The sequence below is a fragment of the Ensifer sp. GW101-20A05 genome (assembly GCF_059424735.1).
The window spans coordinates 175,021-198,363 of the sequence record NZ_JBWKZT010000012.1 but is presented as its reverse complement, the minus strand read 5'-3'; the positions used below and the strand labels follow the sequence as shown (position 1 = coordinate 198,363).

Here is a 23,343-nt window from a genome sequence, read left to right as displayed (position 1 = left end):
CTCCAGTTGTTCGTCGGATGGTGGCTGTCCGTGTCCCTTATTCTTTCACAGGTTCGCCTTTGACGCGAACTTCAGATACGCCGCTGCGAACGACGCGGATCTTCACGCCTTCGGCAATTTCGACTTCGAGTTCGTTGTCATCGACGACCTTCGTAACCTTGCCGACGATGCCGCCGCCGGTCACCACCTGATCACCGCGACGGATGTTCTTCAACAGCTCCTCGCGGCGCTTCATCTGGGCGCGCTGCGGACGGATGATCAGGAAATACATGACAACAAAGATCAGCAGGAACGGCAGGATGGACATGAGAATGTCCGCGCCGCCGGTGGAAGGGGCACCGGCTGTCTGCGCAAAAGCTTCGGTAATGAACATCGATCACTCCTTGAGTTCAAATATCGGCGGTTCCTCCGCACCAAATCGGCCGGAATATAGGGGCGCGCGGCCGCTCTGCAAAGCGGCGGCACCCTTACCCGTTCCTGTGCCTCTGACACAATTTGCACAAGAGGAGAACCCCCCGCACGGGGCTCTGCGGCCTTTTCCAGCGCAAACCCGCGTGCTACCGGGTGTCTGTTAACGGTAGCGTCGCAATTGCGGGGCAATCGCGTGCCGTTTCAGGCGTCCCGTTTTCATTGCAGCGCGACCAAATGATTGATTCAGTTGTTGGAGATAGACATATGCCGGAAGCAAAGATCGACGTTCTCATCAGGGAAATGCAGAAGCTTTCCGCGGCGATCGAGCGCATGGCCGGTCCAGCCGCAGCAAGCAATGAATGGGACGGCGCCGAATGCTTCGTCTGGGCTCCGGCCACACATCACCTGCAACCGGTAGCCAAGCCCAACCGTATCGAGTTGTCGCTGATATCAGGTGTCGATCACGTCCGTGACATCCTGCTCGACAACACGCTGCGCTTCGCCGAAGGTTTTCCTGCCAACAACGTTCTCCTGTGGGGCGCCCGTGGCATGGGCAAATCTTCGCTGGTGAAATCCGTGCATGCGCAGGTCGCCCGCGATACCGGCGTCGCGGTCAAGCTCGTCGAGGTGCATCGGGAGGACATCGCCACCCTGCCCGCGCTGATGGACATCCTCAAGACCGCACCGGTGCCCGTGATCGTCTTCTGCGACGACCTGTCCTTCGATCATGACGACACGTCCTACAAATCGCTGAAGGCCGTACTCGACGGTGGTGTCGAAGGACGCCCGTCGAACGTGCTGCTCTACGCGACATCGAACCGGCGCCATCTGCTGCCGCGCCACATGATGGAAAACGAGCAGTCGACCGCCATCAATCCTTCCGAAGCGGTCGAGGAAAAGGTGTCGCTGTCCGATCGCTTCGGGCTGTGGCTTGGCTTCCACAAGTGCAGCCAGGAAGACTACCTTGCCATGGTCGATGGCTATGCAAAGCACTATGGCTTCGCCGTCGAGGCCGAGACCCTGCATGCGGAAGCGCTCGAATGGGCGACGACCCGCGGCGCAAGGTCCGGCCGCGTCGCCTGGCAATTCATTCAGGATCTTGCCGGACGCATGCGCCATCGACTGGACGCATAGGCCTTAGCGATCGGATCGCTGGCCAAATCTGCTCGACCATAGACAAAAAATACCGCCCGCCGAAATCCGGCGGGCGGTTTCTGATTCTTACGCTTCCTACAGCGCCGCGCGTCTTATCAGACGCGCAAAGGTCGCTGTAGCACTTTGATTTTCTGCATGTCTTTGTCCTTAGATCGAGGTCGATTTAAGGAGACATGCAGTAGATCCAGTCGGACCCGGAGGCCGGACTATTCGAGGAAGGTCGAAGGGTTGACCGCGGTCGCATTCTTGCGCACCTCGAAGTGTACCTGCGGCTGGCTGGCGCGACCGGTCATGCCGGAAGCCGCGAGCGTCTGGCCGCGCTGTACCTTCTGGCCGCGCTGAACCTTGAGCTCGGAAGCGTTGCCGTAGACCGTGACCGTGCCGTCGTCATGGCGGACCAGGACAGCGTTGCCGAGTTCCTTCAGGCTGCTGCCCGAGTAGATGACGACGCCGTTCTCCGCCGCCTTGATCGGCGTGCCCTCAGGCACCGAGATGTTGATGCCGTCGTTGCGGTTGCCGTCGACGTTGGCGCCGTAGCCGGCGACCACTGCGCCGCGAACAGGCCAGCGATATTTGCTGATCCCGGTCGACTTCGGCGAGTCCTCATCGACATCCGCCTTGAGCGCAGCAACGTCCGTAACGCTCTGCTTGGCGGCCGGCGGCTGGTATTCTGCCGGCTTACCTTTTTCGAGTGAGGCAACCTGCGGCTGCTCAGTCTTCTTGCTCGGAACCGATGCGGTTTTGACCTGGTCCGGCGCGGCACCCGCCGCGCCCGGCAACTGCAGCGTCTGGCCGACGCGGATCGATTCTGCGCTCAGACCGTTCGCCTGCTTGAGGGCTGCGACAGACACGCCCGTCGTCTTGGCAATGCGATTGAGCGAGTCGCCGGGCTTCACGGTGTAGGTGCCGCCGCCACTGCCTTCGCCGTTCGTTGCCGGCTTGCCCGCAACGACATCCGTCTTGCCAGCGTTCTTGTCGCGAGACTGGGCGGAGCCCGGCAGGATTGCAACGTCGCGCTGATCGTTGGGCAAGGGCGAAGGCTGGCGCTTGCTACCATCGAGACCAGCGATCGAGTTGGTCGCAGCCCCCTTCGCAGGGCTACCGACGGAACCAAAGGTCGGGATGACCAGGCGCTGGCCGGTTTCGACCTGAGCAGCCGATTGCAGACCGTTGGCCTTCAGAATTTCCTTCTCGGGAACGCCGAAGCGCTTGGAGAGAACTGCGACGTTGTCGCCGGGCCGAACCATGATCGTCGGCGCATTCTGCGTCGTCCAGCCGCTCTTGCTTGCGGTTTCGTTGACGGCCGCCGGGAGCGTCTGCTGCGTCGCGATTGCCGCCTGCTGACGAGCAGCGGGGAACGGCTGCGCTTCTGGACGCTGACGCGTCGTCGCGCTCGGATCGGCCAGGGTCGTGCGCTGGACGGAGATCGGCGTTGACGCACCACGGGCAGCCGACACCGGAGTGGAAGCGGTATTCACTGGATCATAGCCACCCTGCGCGCTTGCAGTCGGATAGGGTTGGCCGAGAGCACCGTTATCCGCCGGAGAAGCTGCCGCCATCTGGCCGACTGCCACGTCGCCACGCGGAACCGGCGTCGCATCGCGCGGAATTGAATTTGTGGTGATGTTGTCCGACCGGGAGAACAGGCCATCAAATCGGCTGGCATCCGAACTGCAGCCCGTTGCGGCGCCTGCTAGCAGGACCGCCACGCAAAGGCGGATCGTGGACTTTCCAACCCCGGGAGATACAAACTGACGCATGACGCTTACCCACTCCGAACGCAACTCGATGTGGGATGATTAAAGCGTATTAGAGTTACCGCCCGGTTAAGGTCAGCACCACCAAAGGACTAATTTGACGAAACGCTAACCATAGGCCCGGCCGGCCATCTGAGAATGCCGATCGGCCTGGCCGCACGCCGCGAGCGTCCCGCCACGCTTCGCGGGCGCAGAAGCCCCGCGTGCGGCAATCGCGAGAACCTAGCTCAGTTCGGAATAGAGACGCTCGATTTCCGAAACGGAACGCCGCTCCGTTGGTTCATCTTCATAGCTGATGCTTGTCAGATCCCAGGCGAAAATCGGACGCCCCTCGGGACGGACCGGGGTTTCGGACTGAGCGGTCTTGTCTTCTTCAAGCAGGACACTCACCAGCGTCTGGAACGTGGTGTCGCCGTCCGCACCGCTCGCCCGTTCATATTCAAGCGACCGCAGACCGGCCACGGCGGCCTCACGCGTCCCAAAATAGCGCAGGCTGTCCTGATCTTCGGGACGAAGGCTGTCGTAGTAGTCGATGAAGTTCTTGTAGTAGCCCTCATGATCCCCGGCATCGAGAAATTTGCCGAAGGCCTGGTATTCGCGCAACGCCAGCTGCGGAGACAGGCGGTTGTTCCACTCGTCGCGGCTGAGCGCCGGCTGTCCGTCCGATGCCTTCTTCGTCTGGCTGAGATAGAGCAGAGCATCGGCGGAAAGCGAGATGCGCGGAGTGGGGTCGAAGAGACTCGCCGCGAGCGCCTGTGCGGACTGTTCGTCCTTGCCGGCGGAATTCGCCTGGCCGGCGTTGCGCCCTGCAAGATTATTCAGCCCGTCGCCCGATGCTGCGGCCGTCAGCCTGTTCGCGATCTGCATTTGCCGTCTCCGTCAATCTCACGATCCGGCAGCAACATCCCAGTCGTGCAAGAGCGACGACTCGCGGGCGGAACCTATCGTGCAGTGGAGGGGTATGGCGCGAAGCTTGCGCGAGGCTGGACGCGGTTAAGAATTCCTTAACGCACCAAAGTGCCGGCGGAGATGTTCGGCAGCGGCCGTATCACAGGAACGACGCGAGCTGCGGCACGATCGGAAGGTAGGGCGCATCGAACAGATCCTCGCGATCGAAGCGGCTTCCCGTTCGGTTGACCCGAACGACCCGGCAATGAGTCTCACTCATCATGATCGGCACCACCAAGGTTCCGCCTGAGACGAGATGATCGGAAAACATGCGCGGCAGGCTATTGAAGGCAGCGGTGATCAGGATGCGGTCGAACGTGCCCTCGCCCGGCACCCCGGCGCTGCCATCCGCATGGCGAACGATGACGTTGCGAACGCCTGATTTCTCAAGGTTTTTCTGCGCCGTACCGACGAGTGTCTGATAGCGGTCGATCGTCAGGACGCGTTCAGCCACCCGCCCCATCACAGCCGCGGTAAAGCCGCTGCCGGTACCGACCTCGAGGATGCGCTGTCCTGTCTTCAGGTTCAGACAATGCAGCAACCGCACCGCGAAATCATAGCCTTCCATGAACGAGCCGCACTCGAGCGGAATCGTGCGCTGCGAGTAAGCCTCGGCCTGATATTGCGGCGGCGCGAACTGGCCGCGCGAGGTCTGCTCGACCGCCTTGAGAAGGTCATGATTGATGATGCCGGCGGCGCGCAGCCGCAGCACCATCTTGGCAAAGCCTTCCTGTTCCGAAACGCGCACGCTCAATCAATGAGCCCCTTCGTTCAAAGCCCGCATCAGACGGTCCTGGACGCTATAGTCCGTCAGGTCGAGCTTGAGCGGCGTCACCGAGATGTGATTCTCGCGCAGAGCGTGAATGTCGGTTCCGGCGCGAAAATCGCCGAACCGCTCGCCGAAGCGCAGCCAGAAGTAGGGAAAACCACGGCCGTCCGTCCGCTCATCGATCGACAGGCCAAAGTCGAGCTTGCCTTGCGACGTTACCTCGATCCCGGCAACGGTGTCAGCCGAGCAGTTCGGGAAATTGACGTTGAGGAACGTGCCATCGGGCAGGTCCACGGCCATCATTTTGCGGATCAGGCCCGGCGCGTGTGTCTCCACCACATCCCAAGGCACAGCCTTGCCGACGGCGTGGTGATAGGCCTGGCTGAGCGCGATCGCGCGAATACCCTGCAACGTGCCCTCGATAGCGCCCGCAACCGTGCCGGAATAGGTCACGTCATCGGCCATGTTGGCACCGATGTTGACGCCGGAGAGCACGAGATCAGGCTTGCGATCCAGCACCTTGCGAACCGCCATGATGACGCAATCCGTCGGCGTGCCCCGGAGGGCAAAGCGCTTCTCGGCGATCTGCCGGAGCCGCAGCGGCTCCGACAGGGTCAGCGAATGCGCCAAACCGCTCTGGTCCGCTTCGGGTGCCACGACCCAGACATCGTCCGAGATCGTCCTGGCGACCCTTTCGAGCACAGCGAGACCTTCAGCATGAATGCCGTCATCGTTTGTCAGCAGGATCCGCATGGTTGCCGTCCTTCCCTTGACGTCCGCTCAGACGGCCTTCTCGATGCGCGTCTGGCCGCCCATATAGGGCACCAGCACATCCGGCACCGATACCGAACCGTCTTCGTTCAGATAGTTTTCGATGACGGCGATCAGCGCGCGCCCGACGGCGACACCGGATCCGTTCAACGAATGAACGAAGCGCGTGCCCTTGTCTTCCTTGGTGCGGTAGCGGGCATTCATCCGGCGGGCCTGGAAATCGCCGCAGACCGAGCAGGACGAAATCTCGCGGTAGGTATCCTGTCCCGGCAGCCAGACCTCCAGATCATAGGTCTTGCGTGCACCGAAGCCCATGTCGCCGGTGCAGAGCGTCATCACACGGTAGTGCAGACCCAAGCGCTTCAGCACCTCTTCCGCACACGCCGTCATGCGCTCGTGCTCATCCACCGAAGTTTCGGCATCGGTGATCGAAACCAATTCGACCTTGTTGAACTGGTGCTGGCGCAGCATGCCGCGGGTGTCGCGACCGGCCGAACCCGCCTCCGAGCGGAAGGACGGCGTCAGCGCGGTGAAGCGCAGCGGCAGCTTTTCGCCTTCGAGGATCTGCTCGCGAACGATGTTGGTGAGCGGCACTTCTGCAGTCGGGATCAGCCAGCGACCGTCCGTCGTGCGGAACAGGTCTTCGGCAAATTTCGGCAGCTGTCCCGTACCGTACATCGCATCGTCGCGCACGAGGAGCGGCGGCTGCACTTCGGTGTAGCCGTGTTCCTGGGTGTGCAGGTCGAGCATGAACTGGCCGAGCGCACGCTCGAACCGGGCCAGCTGGCCTTTCAGGATCGTGAAGCGCGAGCCGGAAATGCGGGCAGCCCCTTCGAAATCCATGAGGCCGAGCGCCTCGCCGATCTCGAAATGCTCGCGCGGCTGGTGATTCCAGGTGGGCTTGTTGCCGACCACGCGCTTGACGACGTTGCCGGTCTCATCTTCGCCGACCGGAACGTCCTCGAGCGGGATGTTCGGAATGCGGGAGAGCGCGTCGTTGAGCTCTGTTTCCACCTTGCGGCTGTCTTCCTCAAGCGCCGGCATGGCGTTCTTGAGTTCGGCCACCTCGGCCTTCAGTTTTTCGGCAAGCTCGGCGTTCTTCTGCGCCATAGCGGCGCCGATGTCCTTGGACGCAGCGTTGCGGCGCGACTGCATGTCCTGCAGCGACTGAAGGATCGTGCGGCGGCGTTCGTCGAGGGCGATCAGCGACGCCGACAAAGGCTCCGCGCCCCGCTTCGCCAGGGCGGCGTCCAGCATCTCGGCATTTTCACGGATCCATTTAATATCAAGCATTGTCGTTCCACGCGTTGGTCAACTCACGGCGCGAAATCTCGAATGCTCAGCCCTTGGCGGGGCCGACCTCTCCGGAAGATCCTTCCTGCGACTCGGCAACTTCGCTCTTGAGCGCGTCCGCTGCCCGCTGTCTTTCGATGAGTCGCGCCGTATAGATCGAAATTTCGTAGAGAAGGATGGCTGGCAGTGCAAGGCCGATCTGGGAAACGGGATCGGGCGGCGTCAAGATGGCTGCGACGAAGAACGCAATGACGATCGCGTACTTTCGCTTATCCTTGAGGCCCTGGGAAGTGACGAGCCCGACGCGCGCAAGCAACGTCGTCACCACCGGCAACTGGAAGACGAGGCCGAAAGCGAAGACCAGCGACATGATCAGACTCAGGTATTCCGATACCTTTGGCAGGAGCTGGATTGCCACCTGCCCTTCGCCGCCGCCCTGCTCCATGGCCAGAAAAAACCACATAACCATGGGCGTGAAGAAGAAATAGACCAGGGCGCCCCCCATGAGGAACAGTATCGGCGACGCGACCAGGAATGGCAGGAAGGCAGCGCGTTCGTTCTTGTAGAGGCCTGGGGCGACAAACTTGTAGATCTGCGCGGCGATCACGGGAAAGGCGATGACCATAGCGCCGAACATCGCCACCTTGATCTGGGTAAAGAAGAATTCCTGCGGGGCCGTATAAATCAGCTCGACATTGCGATGGTTCAGGCCGGCCCAGCCCACTGCCCATTTGAACGGCAGCACCAAAAGGTTGAAGAGGCCCTTGGCAAAGTAGAAGCAGACGAGGAACGCCATGAAGAACGCGCCGACGGCCCACATCAGGCGTCTGCGCAATTCGATCAGATGCTCGATCAGCGGCTGCGGCCGGTCCTCGATATCGCCGCTCATGCTTCACCTTTCTTGCGCGTGCTGGCGCGCGGCTTGGACGTCTTGGTAGCCGGCTCGGCTGGAGCGGGCTTCGACGACTTCTTCTCGGCCACCGCCTTTGCGGGTGCCTTTGCCGGAGTTTTGGGCGCAGCCGCCTTTGGCGTTGCAGATTTCTTTGCCACCGGTGCCGGATCGGCCTTCGCCTTTGGCATCCGCTTGGGCTTTTCAGCCGGGACGGCAACCTCGGCGCGCTCGAGCTGACGAGTGGCAGAGCCTACGGCCGCAGCGGCGACCGCATCTGCGGGCTTCGCTTCCGCGACAGCTACCGGAGCGGCCATGACCGGCTCCGCAGTCGCGGGCTCGGTGGTACCCGTCGTGGCGGGCTTGTCAGGCGTCGCAGCCTTCTGCAGGTCCGATTTGATATCGTTGCCGATCTGGCGAAGCGGATTCATCGCATCCCTGAGCGCATTGGCCGGGTTGAGACTTTGCGCATCGCTGATCGTTTTTCGGACGTCGTCCAGATCCGCTTCGCGCAACGCTTCATCGAACTGCTGACGGAACTCGGAGGCCATGCCACGCAATTTCGTGGTCATGCGCCCGAATGCCCGCAGCATCGGCGGCAGATCCTTCGGCCCGACAACGACAATGAGAACGATTGCAATGACGACAAGCTCGGTCCAGCCGATATCAAGCATTTGATATGTCCTGCAAATCCATGACCCAGCCCGCCTGGCATCAATGCCAGCCGGGCCCTACGGACGCTTGATCGTTAGCGAACTTCGTCTGACTTGTGGTCGACCGTCTTGTTGTCGATCGTCTTGTCAGCCGAACCGGCGTCGTCCTCGCTCATGCCCTTCTTGAAGTTCTTGATGCCTTTGGCAACGTCGCCCATCAATTCCGGAATCTTGCCACGGCCGAACAATAGCAGGACCACCGCCAAAAAGATTAGCCAGTGCCAGATGCTTAAGGACCCCATGCTCTTACTCCCTTGAGGCTCTCATCAAAATTAAGAGCCTGCCACATGTCAAATTTCAGGCGTGCCACGGACAATCGCGCCTTGCGATCGACCCTAAGACGTTGATGCGTCTTTTTCAAACAGCAATATATCCCGCTCGTTAACCGAAAGCATTACGTCACGCAATCCTTGCGGCAATTGGTCCGCGCGGATACGGGCGCGCACAATGTCCTCGCAGCCCGGCACGGCCAGTTCCAACAACTCCACCACACCGATGAACCGGCGGGAAACGATGCGCGCAGGCGTGTCGCCATTCTCCTCGCCGACGCGCACCCCGGAAAGCCGCACCGCGACCGAAACGCGCTCCCCTTCGCCGTGGCGCCCGGCCGCTACGGTGCCGACCGGCGTATCGACGCGGCCATTGCGAACCTGCGCATTGAACACGTTGATTTCCGAGAAGAAACCGGCCGCAAAGAGGTTTCTCGGATGGCGGTAAAGCTCATCTGCCGTACCAACCTGGACAAGTCGCCCATCTTGCAGCAGCGCAATTCGATCGGCCATGCGCATCGCTTCTTCCGCATCGTGGGTGACGACGATCGCCGTCGCCCGGGTCTCTCTGAGGATAGCGAGCGTATCGGCGCGGATCGAATCCTTCAGACGCGAGTCGAGGCCGGAAAACGGTTCATCCATCAGAAGCACGGCAGGACGCGGCGCAAGCGCGCGCGCAAGCGCCACACGCTGCTGCTCGCCGCCGGAAAGCACGTGCGGGTACTGGTTAGCGTAGTGGGAGAGCCCCACACGCTCGAGTGCCGCGTCCGCCTGGTTCAGGGCTTCCTTCTTTGGCAGCGCCGTCAGGCCAAAGCGGACGTTGTCGCGAATGGACATGTGCGGGAAGAGCGCGAAGTCCTGGAACATCAGCCCGACACCGCGTTTTTCGGGCGGCAGGAAAACCGTGGGGCCGGAAATCTCCTGGCCATTGAGCAGAAGGCGTCCCGTGCTCTGCTTCTCGATCCCTGCGGCGATACGCAGCAAGGTCGTCTTGCCGGACCCAGACGGACCGAGCAGGCAAAGGACCTCGCCGGCCTTGGCCGCCAGGCTGACGCCCTTGATCGTTTCCTTGGCGTGATAGCTGTGATGAATATCTTCGAAGGCCAGGCTCGCCGCGAAGGATACACCCGCCGTCCGTCGCGTTGTCATGACGGGAGCGTCCTGCGGATCTGAAACCATGCTTGCATTCCTTGACACCAGTCGCGCCCGCTGAAACGGCCGGGCGCCAGGGAAAGCCGATATCCCCATTCAGGTTTTAATCAGCTTCTTCGCCCTTCGGTGTCAAGAGCCCCAGTTCTTCAAGGTCCAGCTGGGTGATGGGGTCTTCGTTCTCGGCAAGTTCGTCTTCGCCTACCGGAACGGGAATATTGAGATTGGACGGCACGCGGCCGGAAAGCAGCCCCGCCCCCTTCAGCTCCTCGATACCCGGCAGGTCGCGCAGTTCTTCGAGACCGAAGTGATCGAGAAAATCGCGGGTGGTGCCGAAGGTGACCGGCCGGCCCGGCGTGCGCCGGCGTCCCCTGAAGCGGACCCAGCCCGCTTCCATCAGCACGTCGAGCGTGCCCTTCGACGTCTGAACCCCGCGGATATCCTCGATCTCCGCGCGGGTCACCGGCTGGTGGTAGGCAATGATGGAAAGAACTTCGAGCGCAGCGCGCGAGAGCTTGCGGACCTCCTGTTCGTCGGTCTGCACGACGAAGGAGAGATCGGCTGCCGTGCGGAAAGCCCAATGGTCGGCGACCTGAACCAGGTTGACGCCGCGCGTCGCGTAGAGCGCCTTCAGCCGCATCATGATGCGACCGACATCGGCACCACGCGGCAGGCGACTTTCGATATAGGTCTCCGACACCGGCTGCGCCGAAGCAAACACCAGGGCTTCCGCGATCCGCTCGGCTTCCTGCTCCATCCGAGGATCGAAGGTCGGCGTCGCTCCGATCTCATCGTCCTCGTCGGAAGCTTCGGGCACGTACTTTTGGGCTTCAGCCACGGGCTGCCTCCATTTCGGCAAGCGTCTCCGCATCGATCGGGTTCGGTCCGCGCCGAAGATAGATGGGCGCAAAGGCCTCTTCCTGGCGGATCTCCAGCCGGCCCTCGCGAACCATCTCGAGCGAAGCTGCGAAGGAACTGGCGATCGCCGTTGCCCGCTCCTTCGGCGTCGTCATGTAGCGGATGAGAAAATGATCGAGCGCTGTCCAATCGTCGAGACCGCCGATCATGCGCGCCAGTATCAGGCGCGCGTCGGCAAGCGACCACACATGGCGCTTCTCGATCGTCACCTGCGTGATCGCCTGACGCTGACGCAGGCTCGCATAGGCGCTCAGGAGATCATAGAGCGAGGCATCGAAGCCGGACTTCTTCTCGGTGACGATATGTTCCGGGGCACCGCGAACGAAGACATCCTGGCCGAGCCGGTTTCTATTGATGAGCCTTGTTGCCGCCTCACGCATCGCCTCCAGGCGTTTCAGCCGGAAAGCCAGGGCCGAGGCCATTTCCTCGCCCGTTGGACCGTCGTCCTTCGCCTGTTGTGGGATCAGCAGGCGCGATTTCAGATAGGCAAGCCATGCCGCCATGACGAGATAGTCGGCGGCAAGCTCGATGCGGATGCTGCGCGCCCGCTCGATGAAGGCGATATATTGCTCGGCGAGTGCAAGTACGGAGATGCGCGAAAGATCGACACGCTGGCTGCGGGCAAGATGAAGCAGGAGATCGAGCGGGCCTTCGAAACCGGCAAGATCAACCACCAGCGCTTCTTCATGCAGCCCGCGCTCTGAAGTCTCTTCCTGCCACAGGGGCTCCATCGGCGCCTTCGACGCAGGCTTGCCTTGTCTTTCGCCCGCATTGCTCACTGACAGTCCAATCCTTTCCTGCCGGCCGCGCCTACCTTACACCGTCGCGAACTGGCCGTTAAACTCCGTCCGTAGATCGCTTTCGCTCGCATCGTCAGGCGCCCGGAACGCCGCTTCGACAGCCTTCGCCCGACGCAGGCTCTCGCCGGCGAGAACCGGCACCACGTCGGCGACGGCCTTCATTTCTTCCATTATGCCATGACAATGCAAGACGAGATCAAGCCCCGCGGCGATGATGTTGCGCGCGCGAGCGGTCATATCGCCGGCAAGCGCGTTCATCGAGACGTCGTCCGACATCAAGAGACCGTCGAAACCGATGTGACCGCGAATGATCTCGCGGACGACCTTCGCCGAGGTTGTCGCCGGATTGTCCGGGTCGATCGTCGTGAAGACCATGTGCGCCGACATCGCCATCACCTCGTCCTTCATGGCAACGAAGGGCAGGAAGTCGCTGCCAGCAAGTTCTTCGAAAGTAGCACTGACCACAGGCAGATTGTGGTGCGAGTCGACGAAGGTGCGGCCGTGACCGGGCATGTGCTTCATGACAGGCAGCATGCCGCCGGCCTTCAACCCCTCGCCCATCGCACGGCCGATCGCCGTTACGGTCTCAGGGTCGTGACCATAAGCGCGATTGCCGATGACGTCGTGGCTGCCGGGCACCGGCACATCGAGCACCGGCAGACAATCGACGGTAATGCCGAAGCGCATCAGGTCGAAGGCGTGGAGGCGTCCCATCAGCCAGGCAGCGCGCAGACCGAGCTCCCGGTCGCGTCGGTAGATTTCGCCGATCGCCGCGCCATTCGGGTATTGCTGGACGAGCGGTGGGCGAATGCGCTGCACGCGCCCGCCTTCCTGGTCGATGAGCACAGGTGCGTTCGGATTGCCGATGCTGTCGCGAAGCGACGCCACCAGATCGGCGATCTGCTGCTCCTCGCCGATATTGCGCCCGAACAGGATGAAGCCCCATGGCCGCTCGCCGGCAAAGAACTGGCGTTCGTCTTCGTTAAGAGAAAGGCCCTTGCAGCCCGAGATAAATGCTTTTGATTCGCTCATTGAGAGAGCATAGAGCGGGCGTCGCCCGGCGCGAAGCCACAAAGACGAAGCCCCGTCGTTCATGCACAAGGCCATGGGGCAAACGAAAACCCTGAAATGCGAAGGGCGCGGCCTATGAGCCGCGCCCTCCTCAACTCTATCCGTTGTGCCCGGCTTACTTGGTCACCAGGCAGCTTCCGCCAGCGCCCTTGTACTTGGAGCACAGGGCATTTGCCTCTTCCTTGGAGCCGGCCGGGATGCGGACACGATAGTAGGTGCCCTTGCCGGCGATCTCCGCCTTGCGGATATCGACGCCACGGCCGCCAATGACGCTGCCGAACTTGCTGGAAAGGCTGTTGTAGGACTTCTGTGCTTCGGCTTCGGACGGCAGGGATGCGACCTGGATGAAGTATCCGCCGGTCGGAACCGATGCGGTTGCAACCTGCTGCGCCGGCTGGGCTTCTGCAGTGGCAGCCGCCGGCTCTTCGGCCGGACGCACGTTGCTGCGCTCGGTAGCAGTGCCGGCAACATTAGCCGGCTGCTCGACCGGACGCGCCTGCGGCGTTGGCGCCTTGTCGCCTGTTGCCGTCGTCGTCACGCTGCGAACCGGAACCTGTTCGATATCGGCATTGCCCGTTGCGGCAAGCGCCACCTGATCGACATTGGCCGATGCCTGACCGGCAGCAGTGACATCAGCCGAAGCGACTTCCTTCGAGGGCGCTTCCGGCAGCGGCTGCGTCGCACCGGCGACATCGGTCGCCGGTGCGGCAACCGGCTCTTCACGAGCAACCAGCGTGCCATCCGGCTTGACGATCATTGTGCGCACTTTGCGCGGTGCAACGGCCGGTGCCTTGTCTTCTTCCTGAGCGGCAGTCTGGGTGCCGCCATCCGGCAGCAAGCGAGCGCCGTCCTCGTCATCGGCCGGCAGGTTGGCCTGCAGGCCATCCGAGTCGTCGCTGCCTTCAAGCGGCAGCGTTTCCGGCGTCAGCGTCTTCTGAACGACGTCCATCGGCTCTTCGGTCGAAGAAACCAATGCTTCCTGCTGCGGCGCACCGGCTTGGGCTCCAGCGACGCGGTCGTAAACGGCCTTGTCCTGGTTCGGAACGGTCTTGCCGCCCTTTTCTTCCGGCACGACCTTAACCGGCCCCTTGTCGGCGAGAATGATCTTGGGACCCTCGGCAGAGGTTACCGCACCACTGCCGCCCATCCAGGCGTAGACAGCCGCGCCACCGAGAATGATGACGCCAGCAACGCTTGCCGCGAGCAGCATCGTACGCTGCGACCGCCGGCCCGAGCCGTAGTCGCGATAGTCGCCCGCATCGTCCTGGCTCTGCACCGGGGAAACCCGCTCGGCATCACGCGTCGGGGACTTCCGTTCGGTCATGGAGCGGCGGAAGTCCTCTTCCATCGCCTTCTCGAATTCGTCGAAATCGTCGAGCGCGCCGCCTCCGAACGACGGATTTGCATTTGCTGCCGAGGTCGGACGAGCCACCTCGGCCTTTTCAACCGCGGCCGGACGGGGATCCTTGGCGGCCGGAGCCGGCGTGCCGAACAGCTGCGCCATTTCCGCGTCGATATCGAGATCGTAGTCTGCTGGATAGGCGACCGGCTTTTCCGTTTCGATGACGGGCAGCTGCGGCACGTCCATGTCGGCGATCGGCGCAACGCCATTCTCGGCTTCGGCGATCATCGAGGGATCGAAGGGCAGCGTGCTTTCAGGCTGCACGTCCTGCTGCTCCACCGGGGCCGGAGCCACGAAGGTTTCGACGGAACGTTCCGGTTCACGCTGCGGAGCAACCGCTTCGATGACCGGCTGCGCAGCAGCCTGCGACACGACCACAGGTGCGACGGCAATCGGTTCGGTCGGCCCGAGGTCCGCAAGATCGAGCTTCAGTGCGGCATCGGAGAGCTCCATTTCGAAGTTCTCGATGTCGAAGCCCGGCTCGTTCTCCTGTTCTGCAACGGGCTGGACCGGCTGGACAGCCTCAACCACCGGCGAAACGGCAGGCGTGGCGACTGCGGCAGCTGCGGGTGCCGCAACAGGCGCTGCCTGCGTCACGAGCGGACCGGCGAAGGCGTGCTGCTGGCTGGCGCCCGAGGGCGAAGCAACGGGCGTCGCCCGGCTGAAGGTCGGCGTAAAGGGATAGGGACTCTTCTTCGCCGGCGCCGCAACCGTGTTTACCGGCGCGGCGGCGGGAGCAACGACCGGCTGTTGCGTGGCGTGAAGGGCCGGATGAGACTGCACGGCAGCGGCAACCACGGCGGTGATCGGCGGAACCGGGAAGCGCTCGATATCCGCAAGAAGATCGTCGCGGGCAGTGTCATGGCCAGCGGGCTCTTCCGGGATTGTCTCGCTCACGTATACGGCATCGTCCACGCGCTCCTCCGGAGCGACGTCAAGGCTAGCAACGTCAAGGTTGGCAACCTCAAGGCTCGGCTCGTCGTAAACCGGGAACGCTTCGGCGACAGCAGCGGGCTCGGCCCAAGCCGTCGACAAATCTGCGGCCGGCGCTTGCCAGTCGTCGACTACCTGTTCCTTCGCCTCAGATACCGGCTCTTCTTCGAACGGCAACAGATCGGCTTCGCCGAGCGACAGTTCGAGCTCGCGCTCCAGATCGAACGCCGGCTCGTCGGCGACGAATTCGGCGTTATCGACTTCGGCAGCCTGAGGGGCGGCCGAGAACGACTGCACCTCGACAACCTGCTCCGGTTCCTCTTCGGCGACAGCGGCCGGTGCTGCGACCGGCTCGGGCTGACGGAATATCGGCGCCTCGTACTCTTCCGCGAATTCGGCTACCGGCTCGATCCGGGCCTCTTCGACCGGCTGCGGCGCCGAAACCGGCTCCACAGCAGGCTGCTGCCCAGCACGGGGCGCATCGTAGCTGTCGAAAGCGCGAAGGAGTTCGTCTTCGAGATCGAAGGCGGGCTCCTGACGGACCGCCTCCTGATGTCGCTGCAACTCTTGCAATTGCTGTACGGCCGGACGGGCATCGTAACCGACGATCCGGGCGAGTTCGGCCAACGGATCATCGTCTGCCAATACATCGAATTCAGCCGGCCCGCTTCGTGCGAATTGTTTGTCTGCCATGCTCTCCACTCACAATTGCCTGTATTTATGTGCCAGTGCATTGTGGGAAAATGGTGACAATACTTATCGCATTTCCTCCGGTGCGGAGGTGCCTGTAATAGACAGGCCGGACTTCAATACCGAAGCGACAGCATGCACCAGCCCGAGTCTGGCAGTACTTAATTGTCTATTTTTATCGTTAACAAAACGTAATTCCGGATTCTCTTTACCTTTGTTCCAGTGTCCGTGGAAGGCAGCGGCAAGATCGTACAGGTAAAACGCGATACGATGCGGCTCCTGAGCCAGTGCCGCGGCCTCGATCACCCGCGGATATTCTGCGAGCTTGGCAACGAGCTGAAGCTCCGTCGGATCCTCGATCTTTCCCTGAACCGCACCGGCGAGATCAAGCGATTCGATGTCCAGATCCGGGAACGCGTCCGCCGCCTGGCGGAACACAGACCGGCAACGCGCATGCGCATACTGCACGTAAAAGACCGGATTATCCTTGGACTGTTCTGTAACCTTGGCAAAGTCGAAGTCGAGCGGCTCGGAATTCTTCCGGTAGATCATCATGAAACGAACCGGATCACGGCCGACTTCATCGACGACTTCGCGCAGCGTGACGAAATCGCCGGAGCGCTTCGACATCTTCACCGGCTCACCGTCGCGGAAGAGCTTGACCAATTGGCAGAGCAGAACCGTAAGTTTCGACGAACCGCCAGACACGGCGCGCGCCAGCGCCTCGAGCCGCTTGACGTAACCGCCATGGTCGGCGCCCAGCACATAGATCATCTCGTCAAAGCCGCGGTCGAACTTGTCCTTGAAGTAGGCGACGTCAGCGGCGAAGTAGGTGTAGCTTCCGTCCGACTTGATCAGCGGCCGATCGATATCGTCACCGACCTCCGTCGAGCGGAACAGCGTCTGCTCGCGATCTTCCCAATCCTCCGGGAGCTGCCCCTTCGGCGGCGGCAACGTACCCTTGTAGACGTGCCCCTTGAAGGTCAGGTCGTTGATTGCCGTACGAATCGCAGCCGCCCCATTGGCGTGAAGCGTGCGTTCGGAGAAGAAGACGTCGTGAGTGACGTTCAACGCCGCGAGATCCTCTCGGATCATCACCATCATGGCATCGATCGTCCGGTCCTTGACGAGCGGCATCCACTTGTCTTCGGGCATCAGGCGCAGGCTCGTGCCGAATTCATCGGCGAGCGCTTCGCCAACCGGAACGAGATAATCACCCGGATAAAGACCCGGCGGGATTTCACCGATGTCTTCACCAAGCGCCTGGCGATACCGCATGAAGGCAGAACGTGCGAGAACGTCGATCTGCGACCCGGCGTCGTTGATGTAGTATTCCTTGGTCACCGCATAACCGGCAAAGGCCAAAAGGTTGGCAAGCGCGTCGCCGACCACGGCGCCGCGGCAATGGCCGACATGCATCGGTCCCGTCGGGTTGGCCGAGACATACTCGACGTTAACCTTGCGGCCCGAACCGACAGTGCTGCGGCCATAGTCGGGGCCGGTGCGCACCATGTTCGACAGCAGCTTCTGCCAATAGGAAACCGAAAGCCGGACGTTGATGAAGCCCGGGCCGGCAACGGTCACTTCGGTGACTTCCGGATCCTGCTTGAGCTTCTCAACGATGAGCTCAGCGAGCGCCCGCGGGTTCAGGCCGAGGGGCTTGGCCAGCACCATGGCGGCATTGGTCGCGACATCACCGTGGCTTGGATCGCGCGGCGGCTCGACATTGACACGGCCGAAGTCAAGCTCGGATCGCTTTTCTCGAACGCTGTCAAGCGTTTCGAGAATGTCCTTAATTCTTGATTCGAAGTCCGTGAAGAGATTCATCTGATCCGTCCGCTTTTCCCGACCACATGTGGCCGGCGCAAAACTCAAAAAGGAGGCTCGGTTCGCTTGAACCGTAAGCCTCCGGGCGGGGCGTCCCTACCGCAAATCCGGCGTGTGGTCAAACAAGCGCTTGTGCACGCTGATCGCGAAGGTATCGGTCATGCCGGCCAGATAGTCGCCGACATGACGGGCCCTCGCCGGTTCGGCCATGCCCGAGATCTGATCGATCCAATAGTGCTCCCGCATCAATTGTGGGTCGTCCATGAAGGCATGATAGAGATCGCAGACGATCGACGCCGCACCTTCCCGCACCCGCATCACTTCCGGGTGGCGATAGATCCGGGTCATCAGCAGACGCTTGATCTGCTTGTCCGTCTCGCTCATCTCCTCGGAGAACGTCGCCATGACCGTACCCGCCTGACGTACCTCGGCTGCGCTCTCGGGGCGAATGTCCGCGATACGCTGCTGGGCGACGCCGATCACGTCCTCGACCATTGCCGTGATCTGACGGCGCATGATTTCGTGCGTGAAGCGGCTGCTTTCAAGACCGGGATAACGATCGTGAACCTCGCGCATCAGACGGGCAAGGAACGGCACGTCTTCCAGCATCTCGAACGTCAGGTAGCCGGCCCGCAGGCCATCATCGATATCATGGGTGTTGTAGGCGATATCGTCGGCGATGGCCGCGACCTGCGCCTCCAAGCTCGCATAACTCGCCAGTTCCAGATCGTGAAGCGCACAGTAGTCCAGGATCGGCTGAGGCACCGGTCCGCGCGTACCCTGGCCGTCGGGCGTGAGTAACGGCCCATTGTGCTTGACCAGCCCCTCAAGACTCTCCCAGGTCAGGTTCAGCCCGTCGAACTCGGCGTAGCGCCGCTCGAGTTTGGTGACGATGCGCAGCGACTGGGCATTGTGGTCGAAGCCGCCATGGGGCTTCAGCATCTCGTGCAGGGCGTCCTCGCCCGTATGGCCGAACGGCGTGTGACCGAAATCGTGAACGAGGGCGACGCCTTCGGCGAGGTCCTCGTCGAGCTTGAGGGCACGCGCCAGGGCGCGGGCGATCTGCGCCACTTCGATCGTGTGCGTCAGCCGCGTCCGATAGTGGTCGCCGTCGGCAGCGATGAAGACCTGTGTCTTGTGCTTCAGCCGGCGAAAGGCCGTCGTGTGGACGATGCGATCGCGATCGCGCTGGAAATCCGAACGTGTCGCGCTCGACGCTTCCGGATAGAGCCTGCCGCGCGTCGCCCAGGGGTTCGACGCGAACGGCGCGTGTTCACCATAACCGAAGCCCAGCGCATTTTTGTCGAATGTCATTTTCCACCCAAATCGTCATCCCATTGACGGGACATTGAAGCCTTCATACCTATAGTGAAAGCCACGGAAACGCGTCGCGCAAGCATCGACCGATTCCGCAAGCGAAAGCAACGGCTTGGCCGCGGGGGTTGAAACGACCTCCGGCGTTGGCCGAGGCGGTGCTGCAAACGACAATCAAATCTCTCCGGTTCTTGACCCCGGCAGGAGGCAGATATGACGCAAGAAACCGTGACCCTTTCGGACGCTGCTGCAAAGCGGATCGCCACGATCCTTCGTTCGGACAGTCACAACAACGCGATGCGGGTGTCCGTCGAAGGCGGCGGCTGCTCGGGATTCTCCTATAAGTTCGACCTGGTCGACAGCGCCAACGACGACGATCTGGTGCTGGAGAAGAACGACGCCAAGGTGCTGATCGACAGCCTGTCGCTCGTCTATATGGGCGGCTCAGAGATCGACTTCGTCGACAACCTGCTCGGCCAGTCGTTTCAGATCAAGAATCCGAATGCGGTCGCAAGCTGCGGATGCGGAACGAGTTTTTCCATCTGAGCCAACGGCCACCTGGCCTGCCTGCGGTCGCCGTCAGAGATACGGCGACCCCAGCCAAAGCACACGGTTCGCCAGCCGGTCGATAAGTGGCTTGGCGCGCAAGGCCTCGAGCGTGACCGGTTCGGCCGAAGCCAGCACATCCGATATCATGCCGCCGATCGTATGGGCGAAACCATCGTCCAGCACTTCGAGATCGAACTCGAAGTTGAGACGCAGGGAACGCGGATCGAGATTGGTCGACCCAACATAGGCCCAGCGCTCGTCCACGATCAGAAGCTTCGAATGGTTGAAGGCGCCCTCGGCGCGCCAGACCCGACAATGACCGTTCAATACCTGATCGAACTGGGCGGTCATTGCGCGATCGACCAGAAGCAGATTGTTGACCGCCGGCACGATGATGTCGACCTCGACGCCCCGGCGCGCCGCGGTCACCAAGGCGCTGATCAGTTCGCGGTCCGGAAGGAAATAGGGCGACATCAGGCGGATGTTCTTGCGCGCCACCGAGAACGCCCCCATCAGCATCTTGTGATTGGTTTCGTTCGTGGCGTCCGGCCCTGAGGGTATGGCGCGCATCAGCACAGAAGACGTTTCTGCCGGCAAAGGCATTTCTTCGAGCGCCCAGGCACCGCCCGTCAGCATCTCCCCGCTGGAAAACTGCCAGTCCTCGGCGGCGACCTGAAAGATGTCGGCGACCACCGGGCCCGTTACCCGAAAGTGCGTGTCGAGGGCCGGCTCCTCGCCGGCAATCTCGCTGCTAAAGCCCGCCCGGATGTTCATGCCGCCGGCAAAGGCGACGCGGCCGTCGACCACGAGAATCTTTCGGTGCGTGCGCAGATTGGCATAGGGCAACCTCAGCCCCATGATGATATTGCCGTTGAAGACGGCCGTCGGAACGCCGGCCGTCTTCAGATGACCGACAATGCTGGGGACGGAGTAGCGCGCGCCGACTGCGTCGATCAGTACGCGCACCTGGACGCCACGCGCGATCGCGGCGATCAAGGCGTCGGCAAAGCGAAGGCCGACCACGTCGCGATCGAAGATATAGCTCTCTATCAGGATGCTGCGCTGCGCACCGGCAATGGCCACCAGCATGGCCTCATAGGCAGCATCCCCGCCGGCCAGCACCTCGATGCCGTTGCCGGAACACATGCGGTGCCGGGAAACACGGTCGCCGAGGATTTTCATCGCGGCAAAACGATTCCCGAAACTTCCGGCAATATCTGTTTCAGAGATATCGAACCTGCCGAACTGATCGGGGCCTTGCCCGCGCAGCAGTGCGCGTTGCGAGCCGATCGAGGAGCGGCGGATACGGTTGATGCCGGCAACGGCATAGAGCAATGCCCCGACGATCGGCGAGAGCAGAACGACACCGACCCAACCTGCGGCGGCGCGAACGTCGTCCTTGGTCATGGCGGCGTGAATGGCAGCCGGGATGCCAAGCGCGAAGGACAGCAGCGCCAGGATATGCGGCCAGTAGTTCTGCACGAGATCGATCATGCGCCGGACTATAGCCGGCCATGGATCGGAATCAATTCAAGCAGCCGCACCTATACCGTATATAAACTGCGCGCGGCGTCGCCCGTCGTCGTTGCAACTCTGCCCAGCGCTGAAAGTCCGCAGGTATCGGATTTGTCAAAAGAATCCGGAGCGGCTAGAAGAGTCCCGCCGCAAGGACTCACCTGTATGGAAGGGCGTTTCGAGCCATGAAGATTGCCACCTGGAACATCAATGGCGTCAAGGCGCGAATCGACAGCCTGTTGGCATGGCTGAAGGAAGCCAATCCGGACATCGTCTGCCTGCAGGAGATCAAGTCTGTCGACGACGGCTTTCCTCGTCTGGAGATCGAAGCCCTCGGCTATCATGTCGAGACCCACGGCCAGAAGGGCTTCAACGGCGTCGCCCTGCTCTCCAAGCTGCGTCCGGACGAAGTCAACCGCGGCCTGCCGGGCGACGACTCCGATGAGCAGTCGCGTTTCATCGAAGGCGTGTTCTCGGTTGCCGGCGGCGTGATCCGTGTCTGCTCGCTCTACCTGCCGAACGGCAATCCGGTCGATAGTGAGAAGTACCCCTATAAGCTCGCCTGGATGCGCCGGCTGACCGCCTATGCCGAGCAGCGCCTTCTGCTCGAAGAGCCCTTCATCCTGGCAGGCGACTACAACGTCATCCCGGAGGAGCACGACTGCTGGGACATCAAAGTCTGGCAGAACGACGCACTTTTCCTGCCGGAGACGCGCGCGGCCTATCGGCGCCTGCGCAATCTCGGTTTCACCGACGCGGTGCGGGCCACCTCAGACGCGGTGCCGCTCTATACGTTCTGGGATTATCAGGCCGGCTGCTGGCCGAAGAATTTCGGCATTCGCATCGACCATCTGATGCTGTCGCCGGAGGCAGCCGATCGACTGGTTTCGACGTCGATCGACAAACATGTTCGCGCCTGGGAAAAGCCCTCGGACCACGTTCCTGTTATCGGCGAGTTTGCTTTCGCGGCCGCCTGAGGTGCGGATCTGCCGTTCGGCTATTCGGTGCTGGCTGAGGGGTAGCCGCGCGGCGAACTCAGTCGTCGTCGCCCTGCATATGTAGATTCTGCGAAAGCGAGATTGCCGTACGGCGATCATCTTCGGTGGCAAGCGAGAATGCCTGCTCCTGCATCGACTGGAGCCAGGGCCGATCCTTCGGCGAACACTGGTCGAGCGCGGCGGTCATATAGGCGAGACCGCGAATGGTCTGGCCTTCCTGGAAGATTACGTTGCCGAAGACACCCATGGCACCGGCATGGCCGCTCTTGCGGGCACGGTTGAGCCACTTCTTGGCTTGCTGAACGTTGACGCTACCGCCCTCGCCCGACAGCAGCATGCGCGCAAGCTGGAACTGCGCCTCAGCGACACCAAAGGTCGACGCCGCCTGGAAATAGAGCTGCCGCGCCTGGGCCATATCCGACTGGATCGGGCTGTCGGGAATGCCGCGTCGGTAGTAGCCGGCAAGAGAGATCAACGCGTTGACGAAATAGCCGGTATCCTCAGAACCCGGCTCCACACCCTGCTGGGCGATCTCGCTGTAGATCTTGAAGGCCTCGAGGTCGTTTTCGGCGACACCGTCGCCATAGGCATACATGTTGGCCAGAGCCCAGCGGGAGCCGGTATGCCCCTTCTCCGCAGCGTATTTGTAGGCCTCGACGGCCTCGTCCTTGCGGCCGTTCTTGTAAGCGGAGAAACCGAACTTGAAGAGCGCGAAGGGACCGGATTCCTTCGTGACGCCTGCCCCCGGATCAAAGGCAAGGGCCGGCATGGTGCTGGTCCCGCAGACCGCCAGCGACACGCCGAGTATCGCAACCTTCAGTGACTTCAGTTCACCCGCAAGCATCACAGTCTAATTCTTCCGTTCCAGCCGGCCACGCCGAACTCATCACCGCTGCAAACACAAACGCCCGGACGACCCGTCGCCGCCCAAAACTTCACCAATTCCGCCGAGAACATCGACGCACCATTCCAGAACGAAACTTCGACAGATGCACCGAAAAGACCATTTCAGTCGACCACTTGCACAAAAGTGCCGAAGGCCACATCTGACATGAACATCGACGGTCCAAGTTTCACTTCACACCAAACGCCGCAGGTTTCGTTTTCACGGTTGCAGGTTTGTCCCTACTATCGCTGCTCCCTGTTTGTGGCGGGAAATGGACATAGCCGGGACGAGTCCGATGCTAGCAAACTCTAGCATT

General features: G+C 61.8%; 21 protein-coding genes. 3 read left to right on the top strand and 18 right to left on the bottom strand.

Features of this window, described 5'->3' with window-relative positions; translation table 11 throughout:
- Positions 1–37 precede the first annotated feature (37 nt).
- Positions 38–373, bottom strand: a complete 336-nt coding sequence (yajC, locus tag AC070A_RS25750) for a preprotein translocase subunit YajC (protein ID WP_057255835.1) — start codon at positions 371–373, stop codon at positions 38–40.
- Between the two features lie 302 nt (positions 374–675).
- On the opposite strand from yajC, the gene AC070A_RS25745 reads away from it, so the two are divergent.
- Positions 676–1,545 (top strand): ATP-binding protein, encoded by an 870-nt coding sequence (locus tag AC070A_RS25745; RefSeq protein ID WP_065376916.1) that lies wholly within the window; start codon positions 676–678, stop codon positions 1,543–1,545.
- 227 nt (positions 1,546–1,772) lie between these two features.
- On the opposite strand, the gene AC070A_RS25740 is transcribed toward AC070A_RS25745, so the two are convergent.
- From AC070A_RS25740 to AC070A_RS25670, 15 genes are all read right to left on the bottom strand, one after another.
- Positions 1,773–3,326 (bottom strand): peptidoglycan DD-metalloendopeptidase family protein, encoded by a 1,554-nt coding sequence (locus tag AC070A_RS25740; protein WP_058320622.1) that lies wholly within the window; start codon positions 3,324–3,326, stop codon positions 1,773–1,775.
- Between the two features lie 219 nt (positions 3,327–3,545).
- Complete coding sequence (locus tag AC070A_RS25735; RefSeq protein ID WP_057255829.1) at positions 3,546–4,190, bottom strand: hypothetical protein; 645 nt, start codon at positions 4,188–4,190, stop codon at positions 3,546–3,548.
- 181 nt (positions 4,191–4,371) lie between these two features.
- A complete protein-coding gene (locus AC070A_RS25730; protein WP_057255827.1) occupies positions 4,372–5,025 on the bottom strand; it encodes a protein-L-isoaspartate(D-aspartate) O-methyltransferase in 654 nt (217 codons plus the stop codon).
- Positions 5,026–5,793, bottom strand: a complete 768-nt coding sequence (gene surE / locus AC070A_RS25725) for a 5'/3'-nucleotidase SurE (protein WP_057255825.1) — start codon at positions 5,791–5,793, stop codon at positions 5,026–5,028. It lies immediately after the preceding gene.
- Positions 5,794–5,820: 27 nt separating this feature from the next.
- Positions 5,821–7,104 carry a serine--tRNA ligase gene (serS, locus tag AC070A_RS25720; protein WP_093232422.1) on the bottom strand — a complete coding sequence of 428 codons (1,284 nt, stop codon included), beginning with the start codon at positions 7,102–7,104 and terminating at the stop codon, positions 5,821–5,823.
- A 46-nt stretch (positions 7,105–7,150) separates the two neighbouring features.
- Entirely contained in the window at positions 7,151–7,993 is an 843-nt protein-coding gene (gene tatC / locus AC070A_RS25715; protein WP_057255820.1) for a twin-arginine translocase subunit TatC, read from the bottom strand.
- Positions 7,990–8,667 carry a Sec-independent protein translocase protein TatB gene (tatB, locus tag AC070A_RS25710; RefSeq protein ID WP_057255818.1) on the bottom strand — a complete coding sequence of 226 codons (678 nt, stop codon included), beginning with the start codon at positions 8,665–8,667 and terminating at the stop codon, positions 7,990–7,992. The genes tatC and tatB overlap by 4 nt, the downstream gene beginning before the upstream one ends.
- A 74-nt stretch (positions 8,668–8,741) precedes the next feature.
- Positions 8,742–8,948 (bottom strand): twin-arginine translocase TatA/TatE family subunit, encoded by a 207-nt coding sequence (locus tag AC070A_RS25705; protein WP_057255816.1) that lies wholly within the window; start codon positions 8,946–8,948, stop codon positions 8,742–8,744.
- A gap of 93 nt (positions 8,949–9,041) precedes the next feature.
- Entirely contained in the window at positions 9,042–10,154 is a 1,113-nt protein-coding gene (locus AC070A_RS25700) for an ABC transporter ATP-binding protein (protein WP_112995896.1), read from the bottom strand.
- Positions 10,155–10,230: 76 nt separating this feature from the next.
- Positions 10,231–10,962, bottom strand: a complete 732-nt coding sequence (scpB, locus tag AC070A_RS25695) for an SMC-Scp complex subunit ScpB (RefSeq protein WP_057255812.1) — start codon at positions 10,960–10,962, stop codon at positions 10,231–10,233.
- Positions 10,955–11,821, bottom strand: coding sequence for a segregation and condensation protein A (locus tag AC070A_RS25690; protein WP_375374138.1), 867 nt, complete (start codon positions 11,819–11,821; stop codon positions 10,955–10,957). Before AC070A_RS25690 ends, scpB begins: the two co-directional genes overlap by 8 nt.
- Positions 11,822–11,857: 36 nt before the next feature.
- The gene (gene nagZ / locus AC070A_RS25685) at positions 11,858–12,874 is read right to left on the bottom strand and encodes a beta-N-acetylhexosaminidase (protein ID WP_112995897.1); all 1,017 of its coding nucleotides are present in this window, start codon (positions 12,872–12,874) and stop codon (positions 11,858–11,860) included.
- Positions 12,875–13,028: 154 nt separating this feature from the next.
- The gene (locus AC070A_RS25680; RefSeq protein ID WP_113736734.1) at positions 13,029–15,941 is read right to left on the bottom strand and encodes an SPOR domain-containing protein; all 2,913 of its coding nucleotides are present in this window, start codon (positions 15,939–15,941) and stop codon (positions 13,029–13,031) included.
- A gap of 63 nt (positions 15,942–16,004) precedes the next feature.
- Positions 16,005–17,765: an arginine--tRNA ligase gene (gene argS, locus AC070A_RS25675; protein ID WP_058320615.1), complete on the bottom strand. Its 1,761-nt coding sequence runs from the start codon at positions 17,763–17,765 to the stop codon at positions 16,005–16,007.
- Between the two features lie 96 nt (positions 17,766–17,861).
- Positions 17,862–19,079, bottom strand: coding sequence for a deoxyguanosinetriphosphate triphosphohydrolase (locus tag AC070A_RS25670; RefSeq protein WP_093232416.1), 1,218 nt, complete (start codon positions 19,077–19,079; stop codon positions 17,862–17,864).
- Positions 19,080–19,292: 213 nt separating this feature from the next.
- Here AC070A_RS25670 and erpA point away from each other — a divergent pair, with 213 nt between their 5' ends.
- Positions 19,293–19,625 (top strand): iron-sulfur cluster insertion protein ErpA, encoded by a 333-nt coding sequence (erpA, locus tag AC070A_RS25665; RefSeq protein WP_057255803.1) that lies wholly within the window; start codon positions 19,293–19,295, stop codon positions 19,623–19,625.
- 33 nt (positions 19,626–19,658) lie between these two features.
- Here erpA and AC070A_RS25660 read toward each other — a convergent pair whose 3' ends face one another.
- Positions 19,659–21,122: a phospholipase D-like domain-containing protein gene (locus tag AC070A_RS25660; protein ID WP_113736733.1), complete on the bottom strand. Its 1,464-nt coding sequence runs from the start codon at positions 21,120–21,122 to the stop codon at positions 19,659–19,661.
- Between the two features lie 206 nt (positions 21,123–21,328).
- Between AC070A_RS25660 and xth the strand changes: the two genes are divergently transcribed.
- Positions 21,329–22,120, top strand: coding sequence for an exodeoxyribonuclease III (gene xth, locus AC070A_RS25655; RefSeq protein ID WP_057255799.1), 792 nt, complete (start codon positions 21,329–21,331; stop codon positions 22,118–22,120).
- 58 nt (positions 22,121–22,178) lie between these two features.
- On the opposite strand, the gene exoR is transcribed toward xth, so the two are convergent.
- Positions 22,179–22,985, bottom strand: a complete 807-nt coding sequence (gene exoR, locus AC070A_RS25650) for an exopolysaccharide production regulator ExoR (protein WP_058320613.1) — start codon at positions 22,983–22,985, stop codon at positions 22,179–22,181.
- Positions 22,986–23,343: the final 358 nt, after the last annotated feature.

Excerpts from the sequence above, each read along its gene's own strand:
- AC070A_RS25670 (WP_093232416.1), bottom strand. The coding sequence starts at position 19,079 with ATGACATTCGACAAAAATGCGCTGGGCTTCGGTTATGGTGAACACGCG.
- AC070A_RS25740 (WP_058320622.1), bottom strand. The coding sequence starts at position 3,326 with ATGCGTCAGTTTGTATCTCCCGGGGTTGGAAAGTCCACGATCCGCCTT.
- AC070A_RS25660 (WP_113736733.1), bottom strand. The coding sequence starts at position 21,122 with ATGATCGATCTCGTGCAGAACTACTGGCCGCATATCCTGGCGCTGCTG.
- tatC (WP_057255820.1), bottom strand. The coding sequence starts at position 7,993 with ATGAGCGGCGATATCGAGGACCGGCCGCAGCCGCTGATCGAGCATCTG.
- serS (WP_093232422.1), bottom strand. The coding sequence starts at position 7,104 with ATGCTTGATATTAAATGGATCCGTGAAAATGCCGAGATGCTGGACGCC.
- yajC (WP_057255835.1), bottom strand. The coding sequence starts at position 373 with ATGTTCATTACCGAAGCTTTTGCGCAGACAGCCGGTGCCCCTTCCACC.
- argS (WP_058320615.1), bottom strand. The coding sequence starts at position 17,765 with ATGAATCTCTTCACGGACTTCGAATCAAGAATTAAGGACATTCTCGAA.
- exoR (WP_058320613.1), bottom strand. The coding sequence starts at position 22,985 with ATGCTTGCGGGTGAACTGAAGTCACTGAAGGTTGCGATACTCGGCGTG.
- AC070A_RS25700 (WP_112995896.1), bottom strand. The coding sequence starts at position 10,154 with ATGGTTTCAGATCCGCAGGACGCTCCCGTCATGACAACGCGACGGACG.
- AC070A_RS25745 (WP_065376916.1), top strand. The coding sequence starts at position 676 with ATGCCGGAAGCAAAGATCGACGTTCTCATCAGGGAAATGCAGAAGCTT.
- AC070A_RS25735 (WP_057255829.1), bottom strand. The coding sequence starts at position 4,190 with ATGCAGATCGCGAACAGGCTGACGGCCGCAGCATCGGGCGACGGGCTG.
- xth (WP_057255799.1), top strand. The coding sequence starts at position 21,329 with ATGAAGATTGCCACCTGGAACATCAATGGCGTCAAGGCGCGAATCGAC.
- tatB (WP_057255818.1), bottom strand. The coding sequence starts at position 8,667 with ATGCTTGATATCGGCTGGACCGAGCTTGTCGTCATTGCAATCGTTCTC.
- AC070A_RS25680 (WP_113736734.1), bottom strand. The coding sequence starts at position 15,941 with ATGGCAGACAAACAATTCGCACGAAGCGGGCCGGCTGAATTCGATGTA.
- AC070A_RS25705 (WP_057255816.1), bottom strand. The coding sequence starts at position 8,948 with ATGGGGTCCTTAAGCATCTGGCACTGGCTAATCTTTTTGGCGGTGGTC.
- erpA (WP_057255803.1), top strand. The coding sequence starts at position 19,293 with ATGACGCAAGAAACCGTGACCCTTTCGGACGCTGCTGCAAAGCGGATC.
- surE (WP_057255825.1), bottom strand. The coding sequence starts at position 5,793 with ATGCGGATCCTGCTGACAAACGATGACGGCATTCATGCTGAAGGTCTC.
- nagZ (WP_112995897.1), bottom strand. The coding sequence starts at position 12,874 with ATGAGCGAATCAAAAGCATTTATCTCGGGCTGCAAGGGCCTTTCTCTT.